Annotated in this window: 26 protein-coding genes and 1 CRISPR repeat array; all 26 genes read right to left on the bottom strand. The window is 33.8% G+C overall.

The features are described 5' to 3' along the window. Window positions 1–15: 15 nt before the first annotated feature. The 26 genes from DOK76_RS11845 to DOK76_RS11720 all read right to left on the bottom strand — a co-directional run bounded on the left by DOK76_RS11845 (window position 16) and on the right by DOK76_RS11720 (window position 25,703). Window positions 16–738: a GntR family transcriptional regulator gene (locus DOK76_RS11845; RefSeq protein WP_206968049.1), complete on the bottom strand. Its 723-nt coding sequence runs from the start codon at window positions 736–738 to the stop codon at window positions 16–18. 125 nt (window positions 739–863) lie between these two features. Then, window positions 864–1,889, bottom strand: a complete 1,026-nt coding sequence (locus tag DOK76_RS11840) for a PTS system mannose/fructose/sorbose family transporter subunit IID (protein ID WP_206968048.1) — start codon at window positions 1,887–1,889, stop codon at window positions 864–866. After that, window positions 1,879–2,682: a PTS mannose/fructose/sorbose/N-acetylgalactosamine transporter subunit IIC gene (locus DOK76_RS11835; protein ID WP_206968045.1), complete on the bottom strand. Its 804-nt coding sequence runs from the start codon at window positions 2,680–2,682 to the stop codon at window positions 1,879–1,881. The genes DOK76_RS11840 and DOK76_RS11835 overlap by 11 nt, the downstream gene beginning before the upstream one ends. Window positions 2,683–2,697: 15 nt before the next feature. Beyond that, entirely contained in the window at window positions 2,698–3,174 is a 477-nt protein-coding gene (agaV, locus tag DOK76_RS11830) for a PTS N-acetylgalactosamine transporter subunit IIB (RefSeq protein WP_206968043.1), read from the bottom strand. 19 nt (window positions 3,175–3,193) lie between these two features. Next, window positions 3,194–3,466, bottom strand: a complete 273-nt coding sequence (gene yajC / locus DOK76_RS11825) for a preprotein translocase subunit YajC (protein WP_206968041.1) — start codon at window positions 3,464–3,466, stop codon at window positions 3,194–3,196. Between the two features lie 2 nt (window positions 3,467–3,468). After that, entirely contained in the window at window positions 3,469–3,900 is a 432-nt protein-coding gene (locus DOK76_RS11820) for a PTS sugar transporter subunit IIA (protein WP_206968039.1), read from the bottom strand. A gap of 201 nt (window positions 3,901–4,101) precedes the next feature. Next, entirely contained in the window at window positions 4,102–6,030 is a 1,929-nt protein-coding gene (locus DOK76_RS11815) for a heparinase II/III domain-containing protein (protein ID WP_206968037.1), read from the bottom strand. A 93-nt stretch (window positions 6,031–6,123) separates the two neighbouring features. Next, window positions 6,124–6,411, bottom strand: coding sequence for a preprotein translocase subunit YajC (gene yajC, locus DOK76_RS11810; RefSeq protein ID WP_206968035.1), 288 nt, complete (start codon window positions 6,409–6,411; stop codon window positions 6,124–6,126). Continuing rightward, on the bottom strand, window positions 6,398–6,847 hold the full coding sequence (locus DOK76_RS11805; RefSeq protein WP_206968033.1) for a PTS sugar transporter subunit IIA: 450 nt from the start codon (window positions 6,845–6,847) through the stop codon (window positions 6,398–6,400). The genes yajC (DOK76_RS11810) and DOK76_RS11805 overlap by 14 nt, the downstream gene beginning before the upstream one ends. Window positions 6,848–6,862: 15 nt before the next feature. Beyond that, window positions 6,863–7,678 (bottom strand): PTS system mannose/fructose/sorbose family transporter subunit IID, encoded by an 816-nt coding sequence (locus tag DOK76_RS11800; protein WP_206968031.1) that lies wholly within the window; start codon window positions 7,676–7,678, stop codon window positions 6,863–6,865. After that, window positions 7,668–8,447: a PTS mannose/fructose/sorbose/N-acetylgalactosamine transporter subunit IIC gene (locus tag DOK76_RS11795; RefSeq protein WP_206968029.1), complete on the bottom strand. Its 780-nt coding sequence runs from the start codon at window positions 8,445–8,447 to the stop codon at window positions 7,668–7,670. The genes DOK76_RS11800 and DOK76_RS11795 overlap by 11 nt, the downstream gene beginning before the upstream one ends. A gap of 20 nt (window positions 8,448–8,467) precedes the next feature. Next, window positions 8,468–8,971: a PTS sugar transporter subunit IIB gene (locus tag DOK76_RS11790; RefSeq protein WP_206968027.1), complete on the bottom strand. Its 504-nt coding sequence runs from the start codon at window positions 8,969–8,971 to the stop codon at window positions 8,468–8,470. A 12-nt stretch (window positions 8,972–8,983) separates the two neighbouring features. Beyond that, window positions 8,984–10,162, bottom strand: a complete 1,179-nt coding sequence (locus DOK76_RS11785; RefSeq protein WP_206968025.1) for a glycoside hydrolase family 88 protein — start codon at window positions 10,160–10,162, stop codon at window positions 8,984–8,986. 130 nt (window positions 10,163–10,292) lie between these two features. Further along, complete coding sequence (locus DOK76_RS11780; RefSeq protein WP_206968023.1) at window positions 10,293–13,049, bottom strand: sigma 54-interacting transcriptional regulator; 2,757 nt, start codon at window positions 13,047–13,049, stop codon at window positions 10,293–10,295. Window positions 13,050–13,157: 108 nt separating this feature from the next. After that, the gene (locus tag DOK76_RS11775; RefSeq protein ID WP_206968021.1) at window positions 13,158–13,946 is read right to left on the bottom strand and encodes a hypothetical protein; all 789 of its coding nucleotides are present in this window, start codon (window positions 13,944–13,946) and stop codon (window positions 13,158–13,160) included. Window positions 13,947–13,961: 15 nt separating this feature from the next. Then, window positions 13,962–14,972 (bottom strand): sugar kinase, encoded by a 1,011-nt coding sequence (locus DOK76_RS11770; protein WP_206968020.1) that lies wholly within the window; start codon window positions 14,970–14,972, stop codon window positions 13,962–13,964. 2 nt (window positions 14,973–14,974) lie between these two features. Beyond that, window positions 14,975–15,622, bottom strand: coding sequence for a bifunctional 2-keto-4-hydroxyglutarate aldolase/2-keto-3-deoxy-6-phosphogluconate aldolase (locus DOK76_RS11765; protein ID WP_206968018.1), 648 nt, complete (start codon window positions 15,620–15,622; stop codon window positions 14,975–14,977). Next, a complete protein-coding gene (locus tag DOK76_RS11760; protein WP_206968016.1) occupies window positions 15,619–16,806 on the bottom strand; it encodes an MFS transporter in 1,188 nt (395 codons plus the stop codon). Before DOK76_RS11760 ends, DOK76_RS11765 begins: the two co-directional genes overlap by 4 nt. Window positions 16,807–16,870: 64 nt before the next feature. Next, window positions 16,871–17,659, bottom strand: coding sequence for a gluconate 5-dehydrogenase (locus DOK76_RS11755; RefSeq protein ID WP_206968014.1), 789 nt, complete (start codon window positions 17,657–17,659; stop codon window positions 16,871–16,873). A 15-nt stretch (window positions 17,660–17,674) separates the two neighbouring features. Then, a complete protein-coding gene (gene kduI / locus DOK76_RS11750) occupies window positions 17,675–18,505 on the bottom strand; it encodes a 5-dehydro-4-deoxy-D-glucuronate isomerase (protein ID WP_206968132.1) in 831 nt (276 codons plus the stop codon). Window positions 18,506–18,664: 159 nt separating this feature from the next. Next, window positions 18,665–19,429, bottom strand: a complete 765-nt coding sequence (locus DOK76_RS11745) for an IclR family transcriptional regulator (protein WP_206968012.1) — start codon at window positions 19,427–19,429, stop codon at window positions 18,665–18,667. Window positions 19,430–19,526: 97 nt separating this feature from the next. Continuing rightward, window positions 19,527–20,927 (bottom strand): DHA2 family efflux MFS transporter permease subunit, encoded by a 1,401-nt coding sequence (locus tag DOK76_RS11740; RefSeq protein ID WP_206968010.1) that lies wholly within the window; start codon window positions 20,925–20,927, stop codon window positions 19,527–19,529. Next, window positions 20,905–21,363 carry a MarR family winged helix-turn-helix transcriptional regulator gene (locus DOK76_RS11735; protein WP_206968008.1) on the bottom strand — a complete coding sequence of 153 codons (459 nt, stop codon included), beginning with the start codon at window positions 21,361–21,363 and terminating at the stop codon, window positions 20,905–20,907. Before DOK76_RS11735 ends, DOK76_RS11740 begins: the two co-directional genes overlap by 23 nt. A 160-nt stretch (window positions 21,364–21,523) precedes the next feature. Beyond that, window positions 21,524–22,255 carry a hypothetical protein gene (locus DOK76_RS11730; protein WP_206968006.1) on the bottom strand — a complete coding sequence of 244 codons (732 nt, stop codon included), beginning with the start codon at window positions 22,253–22,255 and terminating at the stop codon, window positions 21,524–21,526. A gap of 132 nt (window positions 22,256–22,387) precedes the next feature. Then, window positions 22,388–22,975, bottom strand: coding sequence for a histidine phosphatase family protein (locus tag DOK76_RS11725; RefSeq protein WP_206968004.1), 588 nt, complete (start codon window positions 22,973–22,975; stop codon window positions 22,388–22,390). An 82-nt stretch (window positions 22,976–23,057) separates the two neighbouring features. Further along, a complete protein-coding gene (locus DOK76_RS11720; RefSeq protein WP_206968002.1) occupies window positions 23,058–25,703 on the bottom strand; it encodes a cation-translocating P-type ATPase in 2,646 nt (881 codons plus the stop codon). 365 nt (window positions 25,704–26,068) lie between these two features. Further along, window positions 26,069–26,434: direct repeats of the CRISPR family, unit length 36 nt; unit sequence GTTTTGGAAGCATTCAAAACAACATAGCTCTAAAAC. Window positions 26,435–26,482: the final 48 nt, after the last annotated feature.

Raw genomic sequence — 26,482 nt, 5'->3', positions numbered from 1 at the left:
CTACCCCTATCTTATTTATGATTTTGTATGTAATACTTTGTACCTAAATTGATCTGCACGAGCAACACTCAAGGTATACTCAATTACTTCGTTATCTTGATTAAATGTTTTTCTAATCAAATTTAATGAGGCAGACCCCTCTGGTATTTTTAAAAAACTAGCATCTTTTGAATTAACAAGACTAGCGTAGAATTCTTCTTCTGCGCATTTGATTCTCTCGTTGTAATCATCTAAAAAAATGTCATACATTGGTTTTTGTTCCAGTCTTTCACTTGTTAAGGATTCAAACCGTTTGAAAGGAAGATAAGAACGCTCAAGCATCATAGGTTCATCATCAGCTAACCTTAATCTTTTTACTTTTATCATTTTGCTTCCCTTATGTATGCCTAAGTTTTCACTAAAGTATTTATTACTCTCTACAACTGAAAAATCTAAGATAATTGTTTTAGGTTCTTTTCCTAAAGCTAGCATTTGTTCCGTAAAGCTGTAGGCACCTGTTAAATTCATAATGCTATCTGAGATACTTGATACAAATGTTCCTTTTCCATGTTTCTTATAGATGTAGCCTAAATTTTCTAACTCCTGCATAGCTAATCTCACTGTGGTTCGACTCACTCCGTAAATTTCTGATAATTCTCGCTCAGAAGGAAGTAAATCATGAGGCTTTAATTCAGTTTCTATCGATTCTCTAATTGTATCTACAAGCTGACCATATAAGGATTGCTTCTTTTTATTCATAATGTCTCTCCTTCAAACCCATTAAGATACCAACTGGTATCAACCACTTATATTATCAGTCAGATTTAATAAAAAGTCAATCGTTATAGTAAAAAAAAGGTTGATTCTCATCAACCTTTTTCTTTTTATGGCCAGATTGATGGCCAAATGCCAAATCCAGATCCAATTAAACCTATAATAAATAGTAAACCAATACATTTTAATGGTGTCCAACCACGTTTAGATAACAGGAAGAACAGTAACAATGAAATAGCTAGTGGAATTAACTGAGGCAGTATCCCATCTAAAATTTCTTGTAAATTGATTGTTACTTCTTTCTCGTGGTTTTGATTGAATACGACTTCATATTCGCCTGTTGATAATTCAGTTACGCTTGCATTATCTTGTAAATCTTCTGTTAGTTTGCCACTATCATCAGCTTTATAAAGGAACTCATCGTATTTACTAACATCGTCTTTTGAAGGGACGATTGTTGTAACTTGTCGAACTTCATTAGTTGTTCCATTTGGAATATTAACATTGATTTTAGTTGCACCGTAAACAGAAATTAAAGAACCAACAATAAACACACCTAGAATACTTGCCGCACGAGTAAACTCTTTTGCATTTTCAGTTAGAATACTGATGGCATTAGTCCCCATCTTATATGACCAACGCATCAAGAAGAACCTCAAACCAAACTGAGCCGCATTAAAGATTAAAAGGAAAATGAATGGTGCTGCAATATTTCCGTTAATAGCCATATTAGCAGTAATACCTGCTGTAATCGGTACTAATGTAAACCAGAATAACGCATCTCCAATTCCTCCAAGAGGTCCCATCGCCGCAACACGTACCGCACGAATTGTTGGAATGTCTGCTTTATTTTGTTCCAGTGACAAGACAATCCCCATAACAAAGTTAACTAAGAATGGGTGAGTATTAAAGAACTCTAAGTTATGACTCATAGATGCTGCCAGGTCATCTTTATCTTTATGAATCTTTTTTAAACCAGGTAAAATCGAGTATAACCAACCACCAGCTTGCATACGTTCATAGTTAAAGGAAGCTTGTAAGAATAAAGAACGCCAAACCATTTTATTCAATGTTTTGTTATCAAGCATTTCTGCTGGAGCTTGATCCTTATACGTATCAGGAATATTATATGCCATCTTCTTCTCCTCCTTCGTATGTTTGAGCTTGGTGTGATTTAAATTTTGTTTGGATTTGGAAATCCCAGAAAGCAATTGCAAATCCGATGAATGCTAAAATAATTAATGCTGGGCCACTTAATGTTGGAGAAGCCATAACGATTGTCGCCATTGCAAAACCAGCAAATAAGAATCCCCATAGGTCTTTTGAAAGCATTACTTTCATCAGAATCGCAAAACCTACATAACGCATCATGCCTCCTGCTGCAGATAATCCTCCCATTAACCATTCAGGAATCATGTTAACAACAGTTTCTCCAAATGTTGCTCCACCGATAAAGAATAATGTAACAATAACACCAAAAATAGTTCCTAATGCAGCCATTGATAGGTAGTTAATTCTATCAATACCTTTATCATTTGCTTCATGAGCATATCTATCAGCTACTGACATAACTGGAGACATTAATGAGAAAATTAATGTTACTCCGTATTGACCTAATAAAGAGAATGGAATTGCTGTTGCTACAGCTGCTGCAGGCTCAAGTTTTAAAGTAATAGCTAAGACGGCTGCCATTATACCACCTATAACAGCATTTGGTGGTTGAGCCCCACCAACTGGCATGTTACCAATTGTCATTAACTGGTACGTTCCCCCTACAACAAGCCCTGTTTGAACGTCTCCAAGAATAAAACCAACAACCATACCTGTTACAATCGGTTGATACAAAGATTCTAAAAAGCTAAATTGATCAATCGCAACAATAAACGTTACAATAAAGATTAATAATACCTGGATAATTGAATAATCCATTAGAATTCCCTCCTTTTATTTGTATAATTTAGAAATGTCCTCGACTGATGTTGACGGTACACGTTGAATTTCCAACTTCACTCCCTTTTCTTCTAATTTTTTGAAGGCTGCTACATCTTTGTCATCTACAGCAACTGAAGTCGCTACTTGACGTTTACCTTCTGACATGTGCATGTTACCGATATTGACTTTTTTTATTTCAACGCCACCCTCAACAAGTGCCAAAGCATCCTCTGGTGATTCCACAACAATAAAAATCTTTTGACGATCTGCTGCTTTATGGATGATATCTATCGTTTTTTGCAACGTAAAATATCGTGTAGCTACGCCAGCTGGTGCTGCCATATCCATCAAGCCTTGTCGTACGGTATCTGCTGCTACTTTATCGTTTGCTACTAAAATTAAATTTGCTCCAATTGAGCCACTCCATTGTGTTGCTACTTGTCCATGAATCAATCGATTATCTATTCTTGTTAATAAAATATTAGCCATTTTTCTATTCCTCCATTTTTTATAAGACTTTTGTGACTGCGTATCTAGAAACCTCAACAATTGAACCTGATTTTACTTTTAAATCAATCGTATCTTCGTTAATTGCAGCAACTTTTCCGTATATTCCATTTAGAACCTCTACTTTGGCACCCACTTGAATGCTTTGATGAATCTGTTTAAAATGTTCTTTTTGTTTTTTTAAATTCTTCATATTAACGACATAAACAACGGCCGCTATAAAGACAATAATGATAATAAGGGCTATGGATGTGTATAAAATGTTTTCCCACATAATTAAATACCATCTTCTTCATTTTCTTTTGTGTTAGTGACTAATTCTCCCACCATTAAACCTGATTTGCCTGTTTCTAAAAGAGTCTCTAGTGCCTGATCAATTGATTGTTCCATATAACGTTGTCCAACAAATTCTAAAATAATAGGTAAATTAGAGCCTGCTAATACTTTGACATGAGGCATACTATTGGTTAATAACATAGAAACATTAAAAGGTGTTCCTCCTTTTAAATCTGTAAAAATAATAATGTCAGAACCTTCCTCAGTTACCTCGTTTATTGCTTCAAGTAATTTTTCTTGATAGGTTTCCATGGCTTCATCGTTTAAAAAAGTAACCGCTTTTATTTTTTCTTGTTCTCCAGCAATCATCTCTAAAGCATTTAGCATTCCTAACGAATATTCTCCGTGACCTGTTATCACTGCATTAATCATAGTTAACTCTCCTTTCTAACAACTAATCACGACCATCTGGTAGTAACCACTTTCACTATAACTTTTTTTATTTCGGTTGTCAACACGGAAAACGAGTCCAACTTCTATAACTAACGTCTTATAATACATTAAGTTTGTTTAAGAGTATTAAAAAAACCTATTAAATAAAGTTTTCTTTTACTTAATAAGTTTTTTTCGATTTTATAAAATTCTTTCATAGGTGGTTTCTTGTGAATCAATTTTGTAACTACTTAATTGTCCATAGACTGGTAAGTCATTTAAAAAATATAATTTATGCCCCTTATAGGTATCTTCAATAGCGGAATGAATAAGATAGGTGATCTCCTTTCTCTTTATTTCAATCCCAAAACATCTGTCTTCATCCCAACTTGTTCCATCAGACTTTCTAATAGCACATTTATTAATAGTCATATCATTTTTTTGTGTTAGATATAAAAAATGATGGGGTTTATCACTTGTAGTTACTATTTTTTTACTAGATTCTAACTGATTGTATACTCGAGAATAGTTTGTTTCCAGAATATCAACTGTTGCCTCACTAAAATAAGCAGTCACTATATCAGTTCGCTCTTGTTGAATTTTTAGTTTGTTAGCATCTTTTGTTACTTTGCAATTTGGTTGTAAATGAAAATGGCGATTCATTTCATTTAAACTACTCCCAAGCAAATCAATCACCTGATCAATAATTAAAAAATCCCTCTCGCGCTTAAAGTACATAATAGTCCGATAAATTTTAAATATACAGCCTTCTTGTCTATCTAGATACACACTACGACTTACAACAAAATCTTTTGTTTCTGCATGTTGTACTCCCATACTAGTTGGAACGTCGTCATAACTCCAAGAATCTTTAACCTTTCCAAAAGGTTGTTTGTTAGCTATCAACGTATTATGATGAGTTGATTTCTTTAATTCTTTTCTTATAGATGACTCAACATATGTAAAGCGCCCACTATCAACAAAAACATTTCTCCCTTTCATAGAAATATCAATATGATTTAGGCTAAGGTGCCCATGACCACTTCCTAATGAGCCATTGTATAAATGAAAATAATCACTTGCATCAGACCAATCTGAATGATAATAGATATTCCCTGTGTAAGAATCTATCATTTTTTTTATAAACTGTTTATCTGTTAATCTAGTAATACCTTGTTTCCACTCGTTGTAAGTAATTGTTTCGTGACTTAATAAAAGAGTCGCATAGTCCACAGAGACTCTTTTAGTGAAAAGCGGTGGAATAGGACGATTATATAAAATACCTATTGTTTGAGCCATGTCGTCTACAATCATACAATCTGTATCACCTTGCAAAATAGTTGTTCCTTCTGGTGTGACAAAATGCGGCATGTAATGATACATTAACAAGATTTTCTGCTCTAACTGTTGTTGTATTTTTTCATCTGGTATAGCCTTAGACACATCTAAAAAGACTAAACTCCTCAATACTTCCATAAAATAAAGTGGAGATTGTTCCCAGTGGTTTCCAGATGGTTGAATTTGAAGTTTTAATTGATTTTCTAACCTTAAAAGCATTTTTTGATTCATGCTAATTGGCACACAATTCTTAAACACTAGCTGAATCATAAAAAATCCCGATGAAATTAATATTCCCCAATTGCTAAGATCATATTTTTCAATGTACTCTTTATCAAGGTAATACAATTGATTGACCACACTTTTTTCAATCAATCTTAATTCACTAGTTGTCAGAATCGACTCTTTTAACAACTCATCTAGCATGATCTTCCAATAAACTAATCTGATACCAGTATCTATGGTTCGCCAATCTTTGGGTTGTTGATTGCCTGAAATCCAATCAAGAATGAGTTCTTTTCCTTTAAGCAGATACTTTTTATCCAATGTTCCTTGGTAAGAGATGCATAAATCTAACAAATACTCTTGACGATTTAGCATAAAACACCACTCTTCATCACCAAACGGGATATGTAACCAATCTATTTTTTTGGGAAACGATACAATCTCATGACATGGTTCCATGTCGTAAGGATGGGTAAACAGAAAATTATTCTCCATTAAATAGTCACTATTTTTTAATGCTAATTCACTATTTGGTTCATTTTTTTTAATAAAAGTTGCTATTGTCATAGGTTACTCTCCTTTTTAATTATCACATTATCTAAGATTAAAACGCATAAAACTCAACCCGATTGGTTTGGTTTTATGCGTTTTAACATCTTGCTATTTTTCTTCGAATTTTCCTAAAATGGAATGTTTATCTACTCGTATCACGGTGTTACTAGAAATGCTAATATGAAATAAATAAGCCTCAATTTTAGTAATGCTACCTACAATACCACTGTTCATAATTACTTGATCACCAACAGCTAAGTTATCAATGAATGATGACATCTCCGTTATCTGCTTTTTCTGATATTGCTTTCTTGCTAGAGGAATGACTACCACATACAAAATGACTAAGACGAAAAGCAAGATGATGCTAACAGTTCCCATATTAGATACCCTCATCAACTATCTCTTCAGTATTTTCAATTGTTTCAGAGGATTCTGGCATGACCATAACCATCTCTTTACTTTCTTCAATACTTTTAGCTAACTCCAACTCAATGTTATCTACATCAAGTAATTGCATACTATTTTTCATCGTCATATCTAAAATTAAGTTTAGAGATACACTAGAAACAATATACTGACTTGTTTTTTCTAAGGAGACAATCAATCTTGTGGCTATTTGATGTGGTGCCCCTCCTGTCATATCAGCAAAAATCAATACTTTATCGTTTTCTTCTAAAAACAATGTTAATTGTTTTTCATACTCTTCATGAGTTAGCTGATGATCTAAATCAAAATAATGAATTCCTTCATCATTTCCTGATAATAATTTAAGGGCAGAGCATACTCCTGATGGATAATTACCATGACCTACAATACATACTTTAAACACGACAATCCCACCCTACTATTTTAAGATTCCTAACATAGATAACACGATACCTAAAACAATTAATAAACCAATCAAACGATACGTAGACCATTTATATTTTCTGATTAAAATATAAACCCCAGCTGTAACAAGAACAGGTAATAAATTAGGTGCAATTTTATCAAAAACAGTTTGAAGAGCAACTATTTGTTCTTCTCCTTCAACGGTTGTCGCATACTCCAAAGCTAAATTAGCCTTTACAAAGGAAACAGATAAACCAGAGATTACTGTCACACCAATTGTTGTAGCAATTGTTGCAATACTTGCCATTTTTTCACTTAAAGTTTCAATAACTCCAGTTCCAAGTTTATAACCCAAGAATCCCATTAACATACGAATTCCAAATGTAATACCAAACATACACACGATAAAGAATATAGGACCTGCAATTAAACCATCTAATGCCATCCCTGCTGCAATTGTTGAGAACAAAGGCGCTAAACCAAATTGTGATAAAGAATCACCAATTCCTGATAAAGGTCCCATCAAAGCAAATTTAATCGCTCTTGTATCTTCTTCACTTTGTCCATTATCATACATAGCTAACTGCATACTTGTAATAAAAGGAACTAATTGTGGATTTGTGTTGTAAAATTCTAAGTTTGAAATCGTTACTTCTTTTAATTTTTCTTCATCATCTTTATAAATTTTACGCAGTGCTGGAAAAATAATATTGGCATAACCTGTTCCTTGGTAGTTCCCATAGTTAAATCCATTTTGTAGCACGTATGAACGCACACTCGTTTTTAAATAATCTTTTTTAGTTAATACTGGTTGTTTATTAGATTCCATCTTCAATTACCTCCTCTTGTTCATCAGATCCGCCGTTACCTTTATTGTAAAAATTGTTAAGAGCTAAGATTGCTCCGACAAACGCTAATCCAATAACTGGCATTTGAAGATATGAGATACATACATATCCAAGTAAAATGGCTGGAATAAATTCTTTTTTAACCATTACATTTAGAATCATTGCAAAACCAATTGCTGGCAATAAACCACCTGCAACAGATAAACCTGAAATAAGAGCTTCAGGAATAATATTAACAAAGCTACGTAACACATCGATACTCATTGTTGCAACAAATCCCATAATAAAACCAAAAATAGCAAATCCGATAAAAGTAAAATTAGATGTTAATTTAAATGATTTGTAATTACCAGATTGAATAGCTTTTGTTGACCAACTAAGTGATCCTGCATTAAGTGAGTAAATAAAGGTAATCACAAATTGAATCATTACTGCAAATGGAAACGATAACGACAGAGCTGTTTCTACGTCCATTCCTGTATCTTTCAAAGCAATGGCCATAATCGTACCAACAACACCTGGTCCGATTGGGTTCGGCGGTACTGTACCACCTGCTCCAACACCAAATCCCATAAATGCAAGTTCAGCAGTTGCTCCCATAATCAACCCTGTCTGAACATCTCCTAAAATCAGCCCAACACCAAAAGCTAAAAATATAGCTCTATTCGTATAAATACCAATTAATTGACCAATTAAACAAAATGATACAAATAACCCTACTAACAATGCCTGTAATAATGATGCATCCATTTTCTTATCTCCCTTTTTTCTTAATTTTCTTCAACGTATTTGTTTAAATCTAACCCACCAGCACCTGAATCTCCCCCCATTGGTGTGGTTTGAGTGTTAAAGTGTAGACCGTGTTCCAAGCGTAATTTTTTAAGAGCCGATAGATCCTCCTCCCCAACAGAGATATAATTTGTTAATTGTTTTTTTCCTTCAGCATAGTGAATATTACCCACGTTTAATTCTGTTATAGGAACACCACCCTCAACTAATCTCAAAATATCTTTTGGATCTTTGGCTACTAGAAAGATTGATTGTTTCGGAGAAGCTTTATGAATTTTTTCGCACGTCTCTTCTATACTGAAAAATCTCATACCAATTGATTTTGAAATCAATGATTTCATCAATGTTTGTTGAATACTACTAGTTGATACCTCATCATTTGCTACAATAACTAAATTTGCTCCTAATGAGTTAATCCAAAGTTGCCCTTGTCCGTGGATCAATCGTTCATCTATTCTTACCATTTTAATATTCGGTGTTGTCATTTATTACTCCTCCTACCAATATAATTTCCAATTTTTATAAAATCTAATCAAGGCTTCCATATAAAAGTAGTCGCCCCAAATATTTGCTTCGTCTACTCCTTTTCCAGAATGCCAAGAATAAACTCCGTGAGTCAACAACCCATTTTCTTTTTCTAAATCCTTGTAAGTATAGTCTTTAATCAGACTTGCTAGCATAGCATGACTTGCTTGACGATAGGTCATTCCCAGTTCATCAGACTCTGGCAAATATTTCAACATCTCATTCATCCCACAAATTGCAATTGCCCCAGAGGAAGAATCTCTCGACTGACCACTGCCATCAGAAAAAATTAAATCCCAATAAGGAACTAAATCTTCAGGTAAACGATTTAGTAAATAGTTAGTCACAGCTTTAAAATCGTCCACTAATTCATCATTTTGTGTTTGATAGTATTGTAACGCAATACCATAAACTACCCATGCTTGCCCTCTTGCCCAACTAGAATCGTCTGAATAGCCTTGTCTAGTAACACCTTTTAATGGTTCTCCTGTTTCTGGGTCAAAATAGTAAGTGTGGTAACTAGAGGCATTTTCTCTAACTGCTGTTTTCATAGTTGTCTCATAGTGTTGATCAGCAATATTTTTATAAATAGCCTTACCTGTTTCTTCAGTAGCCCAATATAGTAAGGGAATATTCAACATGCAATCGACAATTAATCGATAATTATCTGCTGCACCCAACTCTCCCCAAGCTTGAATAAATCCTCCCTTTTCTTGATACCTTGATATCAACTGGTCTGCTGCTAAAATAGAGGCTTTTTTGGCATTTTCATTACCTGTTAATTTATAAGCACTGACACATGATGGAATGTATAAAAAACCTAAGTCATGGTGATCAACTTCTACCTTATCCTCAATTCGATTTAAAAAATCATCCACATGTCGATCTGCTAATTGACGGTATTTTTCATCTCCTGTGTACTCGTATGCAATCCAAAGCATCCCTGTCCAAAAACCATTGGTCCATTCAATGTTTTTCATTTTTTCATAAAAGCCATTTTTGGTAGCTGGACTAGGGTACGTTTCTCCAAATTTTTTAATATTCTCATCGATTAATATAATCGCTCTATCCAAAGCATCCGTAATTTCTTTTTTTGATAAATAGCCTGAACTATAATAACGTTGTGCATTAAGTAAGTCTTCTCTAATCATCTAGCATCTCTCCTTCTTTAATCTCACTTAATATATAGCAATTGTCGTGCCAACTTTTAGAAAACGTCACCTGATAGCCTTTTCAAATACGGATATTGGATGTATATCAAAAAAAATTGGATTTACTTTCTTAAAAAGTAAATCCAATTAGATTTGCTTGGAACAATTGATGTAAATAGAAGATTTCTCCCATATCTACCTCAACATGATAAACTGATTCAAACTTCTCCAAACCATTTTTAATCGTCTCGATAAAGAAACCATGATTTTTTTCAAACTCAACTTGATCAAGGTGCTGATTTTTAACGTATTCTCTTGTAATAACACGTTCAATCATACAGCTGATATGAATATAAAGAGCTGTTTTTAAATTATTGGGTATTTCAATTTTAAAAGTCTTTTCCCAAAAGACAATCATTTCAGAAATCAATTCTATTGTTTTTTCCGGATTTAAGATGCTTAACATTGTTACTAAATTTTCTAACGACAATGTTTTCATAACACCATTATTTAACTCTTGAATTTCATGATAGTTTAAATAATCATTAAAAATCTCAGAAACAAATTGATGACCGTCCTCAGATACTAAATCATCAATGCCTATATACTTCACTCCTGCAACTTCTGGATCTGCTGTTCCTAAAATACCAATAATTTCATAACGATTAAACATCGTGGTGTTTGTTTTCATTCTTTTCAAATGACTATAGTCTGATAAAACTAATTGAATAGGCGTGTTTCTTGGTAGATTAGCAGAAATAACTTCTTGTAATTTTTTGGCCGTTCCAATGCCTGACTGACAAGAAATAATTAACGCTGGTACTTTTTTCTTCTCAGGTTGAAACAATGAAAAACTTGAAAAATGTTGGGAGGAAGACTCTTTACCAATCACTTCGATATTCTCATGATTCACAATCCTAAAGCCAACGTCTAAAGCTAATTGTGTGGACACATTGTTAATAATAACAATCGAACCATCTACTCTCGTTTCTAACGCTTTTTTCAAATCTTGAGTATGCCCAATATCGATTAAGATAATCGTACCATTGGCTGTTTCATGTAAAGATAGATAACGCTGAAGTTTTACAATAATTTCAGAAAAACTAACCTCTAAATCCATATCAATTCCTTGATACACTTTCTGACCGATCATCGTATTTGTTGTCTCAGCAATACTTGTTGCTGTACTCTTTCCATGACAGATAATAACTCCATTAATTTGCTCTTTATTCTTTAATCTTCCGTAATAAGAAAAAATCATATGCAACATGAGATAATCCCACTCGTTTAAAACAACATTGCCTACAGTAGTCATTTCTCTAAACAAGAAAACAAACAACTCTACTGTGTTTTTGACATACTCTAATTTCTCACTAAACAATACATTGTAGCTAGAAGCAACCTCATCTGGATAGATTGTTTTAGTTTCTCTTGAAATAAGCAATTCTAAAAAAGTAAGCAGGATTTCTTTTGTCTCTTGGTGAACTTCGATTTGATGAGTTTCAAACATTACACGACATATTTCTTCTATAATGGTTTGAAGTTTTACCTTTTGATATTTATCAATTAAAAATCGATTATCAATCAATTTAAATTGAGATTCTATTCGCTCGAACGAGTCATTAATCCAATGATAAAAGCTGATTTCATTTTCTTGATACTGGCAACCTACTTCATTTAAATCAGCATAAATAGATTCAAAGAAAACACTCATTGACTGATAACTGGAATCAACTATTTTACCATTCGGACTAATTTCAATTGGAGGTTTTTGATTGAAATCAATACTTTTAAATGCCTCTTTTTTCAATTTTTCAGGTAAATCTCCTACAGACACATTTAATGTCTCAATGCCACCTTGTCTCACATAACTATTACCACAAATATATTTGATTAAATTCTGAAGTTCTCCTACATTTCCAGAGAAGTTAAATGCTAATAAAAAACGAAACAATGAGTCTTCAATTAAAATTTGTTTGTTTAAAAGTCCTGCTTCTTTTTTAAAAAAATAATACAAGAAGTCTCTTTTCTCTCTAGTTCCTCTTTCTTCCAAGGAAGGAACTTGAGAGACAATTGGGATTCGTCTGATAAAAGTTTCTAGTAAATAATCATCTACTGATTCAGTTGTGGCAAACATCAGCCTAACATCTGAATAATGCCACTCTTCATTTTCCCCAATCGGCTTATACTTCCCTTCATCAATAAAATAGAATAATTTTTCTTGATTTTCAGGAGTCAGTCTATGCACTTCATCAATAAATAAAATTCCTTTGTCACTTAACTCTAGCAAACCTTTTCTATCAGACTCAGCACCTGTAAAGCTTCCTTTTCTATAGCCGAATAATTTTGAAGATAACAATTCAGGATTATCAGCATACTCAGCACAATTAAATGTAATCAATGGTGCATCATTAGGAACCATCTGATTACTTTTAGCATACTCATAAAACTGTTTCACTAAAAAAGTCTTACCTGATCCTGTTGGTCCAGTTAGTAAAAATGGCATCCCTTTAGGGGGATAACTCAAAGCAATTTTTCCTTGTTTAATCACATGATTTAAGCTGTATTGGCTTCCTATCAACTGATCAAACACATCTCGACTCTCTTCCGTTAATTCTTTAAAGGACTCATAAACAGATTTTTCAACTTTTCTCGCTAAAAAAGTTTCTAATGATTTTTTAGGTAAATAATAAACTGGTTTCGAATTTATTTTAATTAATTGATCTTCTTTGAATAAATTATTTAAATGATGATTCACAATATTTGTCTTTTTATTTGTCTTATCAGAAACAAATTGAGTTGTGGCAAAAAAACAACTAGTTTCTGTTAACTCAGTTATAGCTTCAAAATATTTTTCCAAAAAAAGCAAGTAATCTATTTTATTCACACTGATCATCCTATAATTTTTTTCTGTTCTTAATCTTTATCACTTTTTCGATAATAATGTCGAAACGTTTACAAAAGTATAAGCGATAGACAATCTATTTGTAAACGTTTATCCTATTTTTCCGTATACTTCAATTTGTGTTAATGCTGGAAAAGGTGATTCATCCTCATTTTTTATTAACTCTTTTAGAGTTAAATGAGTAATTTTTGTTTTAGGTAAATCGAAAAATTGTCTATCTAAAGAATCAGTTGTTTGAAAGATGTATTCTTCCCCAGTGGATAATTCAACTGTTACTTGTGTCCAAAAACTATCATGTGGATAATCTGCTCTCAGTACTAATGCTAGTTTGTCAATAAGTACCTCACAACCAAAATCGATTGTTATCTTAGCATCTGATCTTTGATTAATTCCCCAAGATTGATATGGATATGCTCCATGATCCTCATTAGCTAATATGCCATCAATCGCATTTCTTGCAAAAAATGTGGAATCATTCCGTGTTTCAACATTGGCAAAGGCATGAGGATAAACATAAGAATCATCTTTTTGATCATGAGAATTTTTAGCCAAATTACGGTACTGGTTTACTTCTTCCTTAGTTGGTAACCAAGCTTTGGCATAATGACGCTCCCCCATAAAAACACTAGGTGAGTAAGCTCGCTTTAGTGATTCCTCTAAAATAACGTTATATCGCCAGTTGCATTCTCTCATAAAAATCAAACTTGGTTCAATAGCAGCGTCCATTTGGACCCAAACATATTGACCAGGTTCTGATGTAGTTAATTCAAAATAGTCGCCTGCTTGATAAGCATAACGTTTAAAAGCTAAATATGTTTCTTCTTGCCCTTTTCTTGTATCAGTCACTTCATTATTATTTTTTAGTGATAATGTTAGCATAATAACTACCTCTTTCTAACGATTTATTTTACTTGATTTACTAGCAATAAATGCTTCGATTTCATTTTGGCTAAACTCAACAGCATCTCCCAAATAAGTATGTTTTAATACAGACATCCCGGTAGCAAATTCACTTGCTTCTTTAGCCGTTTTCTCCGTCAGAAATGAATGCAGCATTCCTGCTGAAAAAGAATCTCCTCCACCTATACGTTCAACAATCTGTGTCACATGATACCTTTTAGAACAAAATAGTTTGTGGTTTTCCCATAGACTTCCCATTAAATAATTTTCATCAGTCGATACAACATCTCTCACTGTTGAATATATTTTTTCAATATTAGGATATAGCGCTTCTATCTCTTGATAGTAGTATGCTAACTCTTGTTCTTGAGTATCAAATTCTTTTTCTTCAACACCAAGAATATTAATTGCATCTAACTTACTAGCAGACAAAAAGTCTACTAAAGGTAGTATTCTTTTATAAGCTTGTAACGCATCTTCTAAACACCAAAGTTTAGCTCGATAGTTACTATCAAAAGAAACTTTCACATGATTTTTTTTTGCCAACTCCATTAGTTCGATGGTTGTTTCAAGTAAATCCTTTGATAAAGCAGTGGTGATTCCTGAAACATGGAAAATATCTACACCTTGAAATAATAACTCATCTTGCCATGGATTTTCTTTTAATTCAGAAATACTTGAGTACTTTCTATCATACAAAACAGAAGTGGCTCTGTTACCAGCCCCACTTTCAACGTAGTAAACACCCATTCTCTCACCAGTCATTTTAACGAGGGATGTGTCAACACCATAATGACGAAGATTTGCCATAGCACCTTGTCCCAATTGATTATTTGGTACCGCAGAAAGGAGTTGAGTCTTGTGACCAAGCCCTGATAAACCAATCGCAACATTAGGTTCACTACCACCATAGTAAGATGAAAACTTTCGAGTATCCTGTATTTTTTCTCCTCTTTCTGTAGAATATCTAAGTAATATTTCTCCTAAAGTTAGTACTCTCCCCATAGCTATTTCCCTCTAATTTCATTTAACTTAGCGACATATTTTTCTGAGTTACTAATTACTGGACGATAATCTCCTGGCGTCATCCCCACAGTTAAATTACCTCCTATACCAACAGCAATAACTCCTTTTTCAAACCAATCAGCCATGTTCTCAAGATTAACCCCTCCAGTTGGCATTAAGTTCACATGAGGAAGAGGCCCCTTGATATTTTTGATAAACTGACTTCCCACTATATCACCTGGAAACACTTTAATGATATCGACTCCAGCTTGTAAAGCCGTATTTATCTCAGTAATAGTCATACAACCTGGCATATAGGGAACTTGATATAAATTACATAGTTGTGCTACTTCTATATCAAAAGATGGACTCACCACAAAATCAGCTCCTGCTAAAATCGATAGTCTAGCAGTTACCTCATCTAGAACAGTTCCAGCTCCTATAACAACCGTTGGATTATCTTGATACATTTCCTTTAATACTGAGATCACGCCACTTGCTTCGGGTGTTGTATATGCTACTTCTATCGATGTAATACCACCTGTGACAACTGCTTTTGATAGTTCTATTCCCTCTAACTTTGAATTACCTCGAATAACAGCAACTAAGCCATTTTCTTCTAACATTGATAATGTTTTTACTTTTTTCATTTATATATCTCCTTTTTTTCATTAACCAATTGATACCAAAATACACTTAGTAACATCAATACAATGGCTATAATTATAGCTGCCATACCATGAAAAATTGTCAATTTTTCAGATAAATACCCCGTTATCATTGGCATAGTTATGCCACCTAGACCACCTATCACTAAAATCCAACCTAATGCCATAGGATGTTTTTTGATTGACTGACCTGCTATTGTCATCGCTGTTGGGTAAATTCCTCCCATGGAAATTCCTAAACCTAAAATAGAGAAGACAATCATGGCTAGACTATTACTATTAAGTAATAATAAATAAAATAAACTGCTCCCAATACTTATCACTGTTATAAGTATCCCCTTTGACAAGCGCCCACTCATAAATACACACATGAGGCGTCCGATTAGAATAGACAACCAAAGAAGAGATGAAATCATTTGTGCTTGAGAAATAGTTAGTAACTCTTGACTAATAAAGTAAGTCACTAGCCATCCTGTAATGGCAGACTCTGCGCAAAGATAGAAAAAAATGATACTTATTGTATTCCAAAACAAAGCATCTTTAAAAAAAGAATAATCTTTTTTACCTCTGTTTTTTCTTACTAAGTTATCCTCTTCAATCGGCATCTTACTAAACATCACTTGAGAAATAATGATTAAGATAATAATCGTGATAAGAGCTACTTTCCAACCCGAACTCCCAAACAATGAGCTAACACCTAGAACTAGAAAAGGTGATAAAAGTGCCCCAATAGCAAACATACTATGAAGAAAATTTAATGCCACCGGATTACTGTTAGAAATATCATTGACAGTTTTATTGTTGAAATTTGAAATACTTCCTCTACTAATTCCTGTAAAGAAAAAGCCTAACAATAACAACAATGGCTGACTCGTTACAATCATTAGAAAAAAGCCGATTATAACAAAGCTACTTAAAAATAAAATTGATTTTTTTCTTCCATAGTAAATAGGTAATAGTCCAGCAATAAAACCTGCAATTAAGTTTCCTGCTTGATGAGCAGACAATAGGACACCACTAATCGTGTCACTTAGTTGATATGTCTCACTGAGAATGGGTAATATTGAACCAAATATCATAGAGTAAAGACCATTAACAAAGAAAATAAAGAAACAACAAAAAAGAATATATCGACTTGTTGTATCTAGTGTTTTATAAAATGTCATTTGTTTTCCCATCCTTGTATAAAAAATAAAAAGAGTAGCACGAGATTCGTACTACTCGCGTTTATTAAGGTTGTTTTCCAATATACGCTAGAATACCACCATCAACATACAGAATATGACCATTAACAAAATCTGATGCTTGTGATGATAGAAATACTGCTGAGCCTTGTAAATCTTCTACCGTTCCCCATCGAGCGGCTGGTGTTTTAGCAATAATAAAATCATTGAATGGGTGTCCTTCTTCTCTTAATGGGGCTGTTTGAGGCGTCGCGATATAACCCGGTCCAATTCCATTACATTGGATATTATGTTCACCAAATTCTGAACAAATATTTTTAGTTAACATCTTCAAACCACCCTTAGCAGCTGCATATGCACTAACTGTCTCACGTCCTAATTCACTCATCATTGAACAAATATTAATGATTTTACCGCTTCCTTTTTCAATCATGCCTGGTAAAACAGCTTTGGACATAATAAAAGGACCATTTAAGTCAATATCGATTACTTGTCTGAAATCTTCGACTGACATCTCTAACATCGGCGTACGCTTAATAATGCCTGCATTATTCACTAAGATGTCAATTGTGCCTACTTCTTCTTCGATTTGTTTAACAGCTTTAATCACAGCTTCTTCATCCGTTACATCAAATACATACCCTTTAGCATCAATACCTGCGTTTTTATAGTTTTCCGCACCTTCAGCTACTGAAGCCTCTGTCACACTATTATAAACAATAGTTGCTCCTGCTTCTGATAATGCTTGGGCAATCCCAAAACCTATTCCATAAATACCACCTGTTACTAATGCCACTTTTCCATCTAATCTAAAAGAATCCATACTAAATGTCATACTTTTTCCCCTTTCTTATTTCAACTCACTCATTGGAATCATATCCATATCATCATATGTAATATTTTCCCCACACATTGCCCAAATAAATGTATAATCTGCAGTTGCCACACCTGTATGAATTGACCAACTAGGTGAGATAGCTGCTTGTTCATTACCAATCACTAAATGCTTTGTTTCATCTGGTGTGCCCATAAAATGAAATACTCGTGTATCAGGATCCATATCAAAATACAAATAAGTTTCCATTCTTCTTTCGTGAGTATGACAAGGCATTGTGTTCCAAGATGAACCTTCTGCTAATATGGTATAACCCATTTGCAACTGACAGCTGTCACAAATATTCGGATGAATATATTGGAAAATTTTTCTTTCATTAAGTGTTTTAGCTTCACCAGTTTCAAAAGGTGTAATTTCATCAATACTGATTTTTACATTTGGGTATTTTTTGTGCGCTGGCACAGATACACAGTAAAATTTAGCCGGGTTACTAGCATCTTCTGATTTAAAGAGTACTTCCTTTGTTTCTTTTCCAATATAGTAACCATCTTGTTTTTTCATTGGTTCTGACACACCATCAATTACTATATAACCTGGTCCCCCAATATTGATAACTCCTAATTCACGTCGTTCTAAAAAGTAGCTAACACCTAGTTCTTTAGAAAGTTTTATTTCTAACTCACTTTCAGTAGGAGTTACTCCTCCAAAAATCATGCGATCATTGTGGGTATACGTTAGACAGACTTTGCCTGGGACAAATAGCTCTTCCACTAAAAACTCATCTCTCAATTGGGTTGTTGAAAAATGTCTAATCATTTCAGGACTACTACCATACCTTGTTTTCATCTTCATTTCCGAACCTCTCCTTTTCCTATTTGGAAATACTATTTCTTTTTAAGAAATTTTATACTTTTATTATAGCTAATAATTAATAAAATGCAACCATTTTCAAAAAATAAAAAAACCCTTTAAATTTCTCACTAGTAGAAATCTAAAGGGTAACAATTAATTTAAGTTGGTTTCAATATTCTTTTTTGCTTCTGTCATTTTTTGAATAGTCTTATTGATGGTATCCTCTGTCGCCCTAAATTTAGGCATGCTGACACTGAAAGAACCTTCTAAATTATTTTGTTTATTAATGATTGGCATAGCAATACAAAAACAATCTTTTTCCATCTCTTCATTATCAAAAGCAATACTTGTTTCTTGTATTTTTTCTAATTCTTTCATCATGAGAAACTTATTGGTTATCGTATTTTCCGTATATGCTTCTAAAGGTACTTTTGAAAAATAATGCTCTAGTTGATCTTCATCAAAATTGGCTAAAAATATTTTTCCCATGCCTGTAGAGTACAGAGGACGCGTACTTCCTACTTTTGAAGACATATAAATAGATTGTTTTTTAGGCTCCAGTTTGTCTATATAAATCAATTGATTATTTTGAACCATACCTAAGTGAATGGTCTCATCTACCTCTGCTTGTAAATTTTCTAAACTAGCTTCAGCGATATTTTTTAGCATGGAATTTTTGGAATATACTTGTCCATACTTTACAAGAGCAGATCCTAAAAAATAAGTTTTATTCTTTTCATCTTTACTAACATAACCAATTAAAATTAATGTGTCTAAAATTTTTAATGTTGTTGATGTTGTTAATTCCGATGCACTCGCTATTTCTTTTAGCGTAACATTTCCTGTTGAATCAGCTAGATAATCCAAAATCTTAGCTGCTTTTATTAAAACAGTACCATATGGTTTCGGTTGAGACATACCTCTCGCTCCTTTTCTTAATAAGAAATCATATCTTCATATAAGAAATATTATCATATCCTCAACTTAATGAATAGTATTATCCTTCATCCTGTTTTTATTTCTCTTTAGTTTTTAGTTTTAAGCATAAACCAGTAGCGATTAACGAAATGATTGTCACACCAATATACGCAATTTTTATACCGTGTAATGTTGCTACTTCAATACTAACACCAACGTTATTTGTTGCGTATTGTGTTGTAGCTAGACTCATCACTGTGACAAGAAGAGCAGTCCCGATAGAACCAGCAATTTGTCTAATCGTGTTGTACATAGCAGATCCATGAGACATTAATTCAAGTGGTAAATCATTTAAAGCGTCTGTTTGAAGTGGCATCATAGCTAACGCTAACCCAAAAGAGCGAATACCTTGAACCGTCGCTAAATACGTTAAGCTAGTATTTAATTCAACCAAACTAAACATGAAAGTTCCCACTGTTAAAATAATCAATCCAGTGAAACTTAAGTACTTAGCACCCATGCGATCATATAATGCCCCTGTAATAGGTGACATAAAGGCCATTACCAACGCCCCTGGTAAAAGTACCATACCAGAAGTCATAGGTGACACGCCTTGTACGTTTTGTAAGAATAACGGAAGTAAGATCATTCCACCATAAAGTCCCATGATAACCACAAAGTTTGTAATCGAAGCAATCGTAAAGATCGAGTGTTTAAACACTGAGAAGTTTAAAAGTGGTGTTTTTGTATGTGTTTGTTGATAAATAAATAATCCTGTCACAACAAGTCCTAATGTAATGAATCCTAGAACATCTATTGTTAACCAAGGTTTATCACCTGCGTTACTAAATCCAAGTAATAAGCTTCCTAAACCAACAGTTGATAGAACAACTCCTAAGAAGTTAAAGACAGGGTATTTTTGTTCGCCAAAATTCTTTAAGCTAAAGAAGGCGACAACTAGATTAATCGCAGCAAGTGGTAAAATCACGTAAAAAATCGCTCGCCAATTATACGTTTGAACAATCCAACCTGAAAGAGTCGGTCCAATAGCAGGTGCAAAGTTCATAGCTAATCCAATGAATCCCATGGCTTTTCCTCGACTTTGAACAGGAAACATGTTCATTATAACAACAGTCATCAATGGGCTAATTGGTCCTGCACCAAGAGCTTGAATCATTCTACCCATAATTAACATAGGGTAATTAACAGAAATAGAAGCAATTAAAGTTCCGACAGTAAACACAACCATTGAAGTTAAATATAAATGACGTGTTTTAAATCGGTCAATTAAAAAGGCTGTAGCAGGAATCATGACTCCACTAATCAGCATGTATCCATTTGATAACCACTGCCCCTGAGCTGCTGTGATATCAAAATCTCTCATGACACTTGGTAAAGCGACATTCATTAGTGTTTGATTTAGAAAACTTAAAAAAGTTCCAAATAAAAGAATGGCTAAAACAGTGATATCTTGTTTACTTTGTTTTGTTTGCCCCATTTTGCTCTCTCCTTTCTTTTAATAGCTCAATCATCTCTTGCTGAGTGTTGTAGAAAGAAGTAAGTTTTTCTTCTCCAATGGCATCAAATAACGAAAAATCCTGAATCCAATTTTCATAGGTTTCTTTTAGTGTTTCTAAACCTAATTCTGTAAGCATCAGCTCAATCGCACGTCGATTAGTTTCGCTCTGTTCTCTTGAAACATAGCCTAATTTAACCATTTTTTCGACTGCTTCTGAAGTTGAACTTGGACTTAAATTCACCCTTTTAGCTAATTGCTGTAATGAAATCTTAGGGGTATTTCTGATGGTATCTAAGATAAATAAATGAGTAATAGAAATATAATACTTGCCTGATTGCTCTTCAAGTAACGTATGAGTTTCTTTTCTAAGCTCTCTTAAAGAAAGCAAAATATCTTTAATAAGTTGTTGATTCATGTAAATCTCCTTTCGAACTATCGAACCCGAACAATTCGGTTCCGAATTAACTTTAAAAGCATACTCCTTTTTGAATTATCTGTCAATTCATTGAGACATAAAAAAGATGGCTTCTACGAACTAGCAACCATCTCTCCTATCACTCATCTATTTAATTATTCTACCAATCTTTACCAAAACTATTTTGATAGTCTTCTTTTGACACGTCACATAAGTCAATTCCACACTCTTTATAGGCTGTTTCCCAATCAATATCTCTAGTATCTTTATAGCCTTTTTCTGTTAATACATAATTTTCAGTCTTTAAAATCCAAACGATAGCTTGTTTGTTAACTAATTCCTGTACTTTTTCAGAAATAGTATCTTCACTAGCTTGACTATTACTTAAATGACTAATCAACTCCATGACATGGTTACTAAACATTTTACCCGTATAAGCATGTTCCCAATGTAGCATCACATTTGAATTCAAAGCTTTATCACCTTTTTTTAGGGCTTTGTTTAATTTAGCAACGTCTTGATCATTTAAGTTTTCAGCAACTGAAAGAAACCATGGTTCCTCAATATTAGCAATAATGTCTTCCATACCGATTTTTAGACTATAATCATGATTTCGTAAATCTTTCACGCCTAATTTCCCTACAAATTCTGCTGCTTTTTTTGAAACAAACAGATTAAAAGGAAGTGTATTTCTCCATGAAGTTGTCATCATAGTAACCGTCTCTAAAACGAGCATTGATTTCAATCCCTTGATTTCCTCGTTCACTTCATTTTCCATTTCATTTGTTAGACTTACTGCTATTTTTACTAGTTCAGTAAAATAATTAACTCTCCCATTAACCAATCTCTCTCTATTTTCTCTTATAGTTTCAAGCGTGACATTATTATTCATCTGTGACATCTCCTAGTTCTATTTTATCTTTTTCATTATATCACTAAAAACTTCTACAGATTGAGATTATATTTCTAAAACCAAAAAACTAAACAACAGATTTATCCATTGTTTAGCTATTTTACTGATATATTAGTTTTCTAAGCTACTGAAATCATGATTAATAATCTCACGCAACCTAAACACATCACCATCGTAATCATAAATCATGATAGAACAATTTTTAATAGGTGACGTTCGTTTTACATCACTAAAATCTTCCCACTTTCGGTAAAAATTAGCTATAGCTGCTCCATGAGAGACAATCAAAATAGCATTATTTTCTGACTCTGTTGCAATATTAGTGATACTTTTGTTAATGCGATTAGATAATTCTTCTTGTGATTCCCCGCCAAATTGAACAAAGAAATCTAAGTAAGGCAGTGGTGGATTAAGATGCTCTCCCTCACCTTCATAAGTCCCAAAGTTCCACTCACGTAAGTTTTTATGAGTCTTAAATGGTAACTCTGTTATCAATTGAAGTGTATCTATGGCTCTTTCTGAAGTGGAAACATGAGCCTCTTCAAGGTCAATACCTGCCTCTTTAAAATAGGTTCCAGCGATTTTTGCTTGCGCTACTCCCAACTCTGTGAGTGGTGAATCACAAAAACCTTGGATTTTCTTCTGTACGTTGAATAAGGTTTGACCATGTCTTACTAAATAAATTGTTTTCATTTTCATCCCTCCTAATATAGTTATTATAAACGATTCTTTTACAAATAGAAAAGAGGCTAAGACTCTGCAGTCCTAACCTCTCTAATAATTAGCTATTTTTCTTTTTAAAAATAAGTTTAGCAACTTCCATTAAGACAATAGCACCAACTGCAAGAGCAATTGAAATACCAATGTAAGTTAAAGTAAATTCTGCTGGAAGTGAGAATACTGAACGTAAACCAGGTAACAATGTCACACAGTAAAGAGCTGTACACACACTAACGGCTGTAATAACCATTTTATTTGAGAAGAAACCAGCTTTAATAGCAGATTCACTATTTGATCTTGCTGGGAATGTTTGTAATGTACGACTCCAAATAAGTGTTGAGAAGGCCATTGCCACACCTAATTCAGGAGATACTTGCATACCAATCCATTGACCAATAATAACAGCCACACCAATTAATGAACCACGGTAAATTACTGATGTTAATGTTTCACCAGAGAAAATACTTTCGTTAGGATCTCTTGGGGCTTTTTGCATAATAGTTGGTTCTGCTTTTTCCATACCTAAAGCAATCGCTGGAAGAGAATCATTAACTAAGTTAATAAATAGTAATTGTAACGCAGTGAATGGGTTATCCCAACCAACTACTAAGGCAAATAAGATAGCAATAATCGCACCTAAGTTACCTGAGAAAAGATAGGCAATGGCTTTTTTAATATTGTCAAAAACATTACGTCCCACTTTTACAGCGCTGATAATAGAAGCAAAGTTATCATCTGTTAAAATCATAGCAGCAGCATCTTTAGCTACGTCAGTTCCTGTTCCCATGGCAATTCCGATATCGGCTTGTTTCAAGGCAGGCGCATCATTCACACCGTCACCAGTCATAGCTGATACGTTACCTTTATCTTGCCAAGCACGGACAATACGGATTTTGTTTTCAGGAGAAACACGAGCATAAACCGTAATTTTTTCTAAATCTCTTAATAATTCTTCTTCTGTTAAAGCATCTAATTCTGTTCCAGTTAACGCCATATCCCCATCAACTGAAATACCAATCTCACGGGCAATAGCAACAGCTGTTGTCTTATGGTCTCCAGTAATCATAACTGTTTTAATCCCTGCACTCTTAGCATCTTTTACAGCATCTTTTACTTGCTCTCTTGGTGGATCAATCATAGCCATTAAACCAACGAAAATCAAGTCATTTTCATCATCTAATGTTAATTCACGATTGGCATCAATTGGTTTGTAAGCAAATGCCAACACACGTAAAGCACGTTTTGAGAAGCCTTCATTTTTCTCTTGAATCTCTGCTAACATGTCACTTGTTAATGGTAATACTTCTCCATCAACTAATACTTTTGTGCTGCGTCCTAGAAGAACGTCTGGTCCACCTTTAGTCATTAATACAAATTCATTGTTAATTGAATGAAGTGTAGACATTAGTTTTCTATCTGAATCAAATGGTAATTCTTGTAATCTTGGATATTTATCACGTGTGTTACGGTAAGGCGCATTTAACTTTTCAGTGTAATCAAGGAAAGCTACTTCTGTTGGGTCCCCAATTTTTTCGCCTTCCTCAGTAATAGCCGCATCATTAGCTAATAAACTGATGTCCATAATGCGTTGAATCGCTTCATTCCATTCAGTTGGATTATCTGAAATGGTTTCTGTTTGACTACTTGGTAAGTAATGATCCACAACAGTCATTTTATTTTGAGTCAGTGTTCCTGTTTTATCGGTACAAACTACACTTGTTGACCCTAGAGTTTCAACAGCTGGTAAATGACGAATAATCGCATGTTTTGTAGCCATTTGTTTTGTTCCAATAGATAAAACAATTGTAACGATTGATTGTAACGCCTCTGGAATCGCTGCTACAGCTACGGCTACGGCAAACATAAAGGCATTCAATAAATCAGCTGTCATATCTCCTGATCCGCCATTAACAAAAATTCGAACCACTTGAACGGCTAAAATAATAATCGATAAAATTAAAATCCAAACACTTAATTTCTTACTAAATTTATCTAAACCACGTTGTAGTGGTGTTTTTTGTTCGCTTGTACTTTCTAAAAGACCTGCAACTTGACCAATCTCTGTGTCATTTGCTGTTGCAGTAACTAAGAAAAGACCACGTCCATAAGTAACGATAGTTCCACTAAAGACCATATTCGTTCTGTCACCAATTGGCACATCTCCATTGATTACATCTAACGTTTTCTCAACAGGAACAGATTCACCAGTTAACATACCTTCGTCAATTTTTAAAGAGCCCGCTTCAAGTAAGCGACCATCAGCAGGAACATAATCTCCTGCTTCTAAAATAACCACATCACCAACAACTAATTCTTTAGCTAAGATAACTGTTTCTTTCCCATCACGAATAACATTCGCATCAGGTGCTGATAAGCTTTTTAAAGCGTCTAGTGAACCTTCAGCTTTTTTAGTTTGAATGACACTCACAACAGAGTTCATCATTAACACGATGAAAATAACGAGAGACTCGACATACGCTCCCATTAACATTTGAACCACAGCAACGACTAATAAAACGATAACCATTGCATCTTTAAATGTTTCAAAAAATAAAGACCATGTTGATTTTTTAGGCGCTTCTTTTAATTGGTTGAAGCCATTTGTTTCTAAACGTTTACTTGCTTCTTGTTGCGTTAATCCTGATGACTGACTAGCAACTTTCTCCATTACTTCGTCAAGTTCAACTTGATACGTTTCCTTTTCCAATATTCTTCTTCCCTTTCTCTTCTCCTAAGTTAGAGTGCCATTTAACAAAAAAGAGACTTAAGACAAGTTGTTTACTTGTCTTAAGTCTCACCATTTCATCTAATACCAGAAAACGACAAGTCGTTAACTTACTGTTGACATTAGCGCAGCCTTTTCTTGCTACTGGTTACTCCCCTAAGAGTTAAAATTGTATCATTATAGTAACAAAAATCTGGGTAAGATGCAAATAAAATGATGATAGGATGGAAAATCAAACTAACACATCGCGAAATTATCCTTAAGTCTGGTAGTTAAATAATCTTGTTAATATTCAAAACACAACATAGCTCTAAAACATAGCTCGGAGTATTTTTGTTTGTTTCTTCGTTTTGGAAGCATTCAAAACAACATAGCTCTAAAACATGACTTGATAGATTGCACTGATGTGTTGTGTTTTGGAAGCATTCAAAACAACATAGCTCTAAAACAACGAATAGTCACCTTCAGATTGTTCACCAGTTTTGGAAGCATTCAAAACAACATAGCTCTAAAACTTCAAGTGTCCTCTTTGCATAGCTTTGATAGTTTTGGAAGCATTCAAAACAACATAGCTCTAAAACAAATAACATGTCAACTTCTGCCGAAAATGTGTTTTGGAAGCATTCAAAACAACATAGCTCTAAAACTTCATCACCGACTTTTGAAATTGCTTCTACGTTTTGGAAGCATTCAAAACAACATAGCTCTAAAACAAGGAGTTGCTAAATCACCCTTTTCTACTTGTTTTGGAAGCATTCAAA

Origin of the sequence: Candidatus Vagococcus giribetii (assembly GCF_017316185.1) — a bacterium.
GTDB classification, from domain to species: Bacteria; Bacillota; Bacilli; order Lactobacillales; family Vagococcaceae; genus Vagococcus; species Vagococcus giribetii.
Note: the sequence above shows the minus strand (reverse complement) of the source record. Positions and strands in the feature narration are given on the sequence as shown.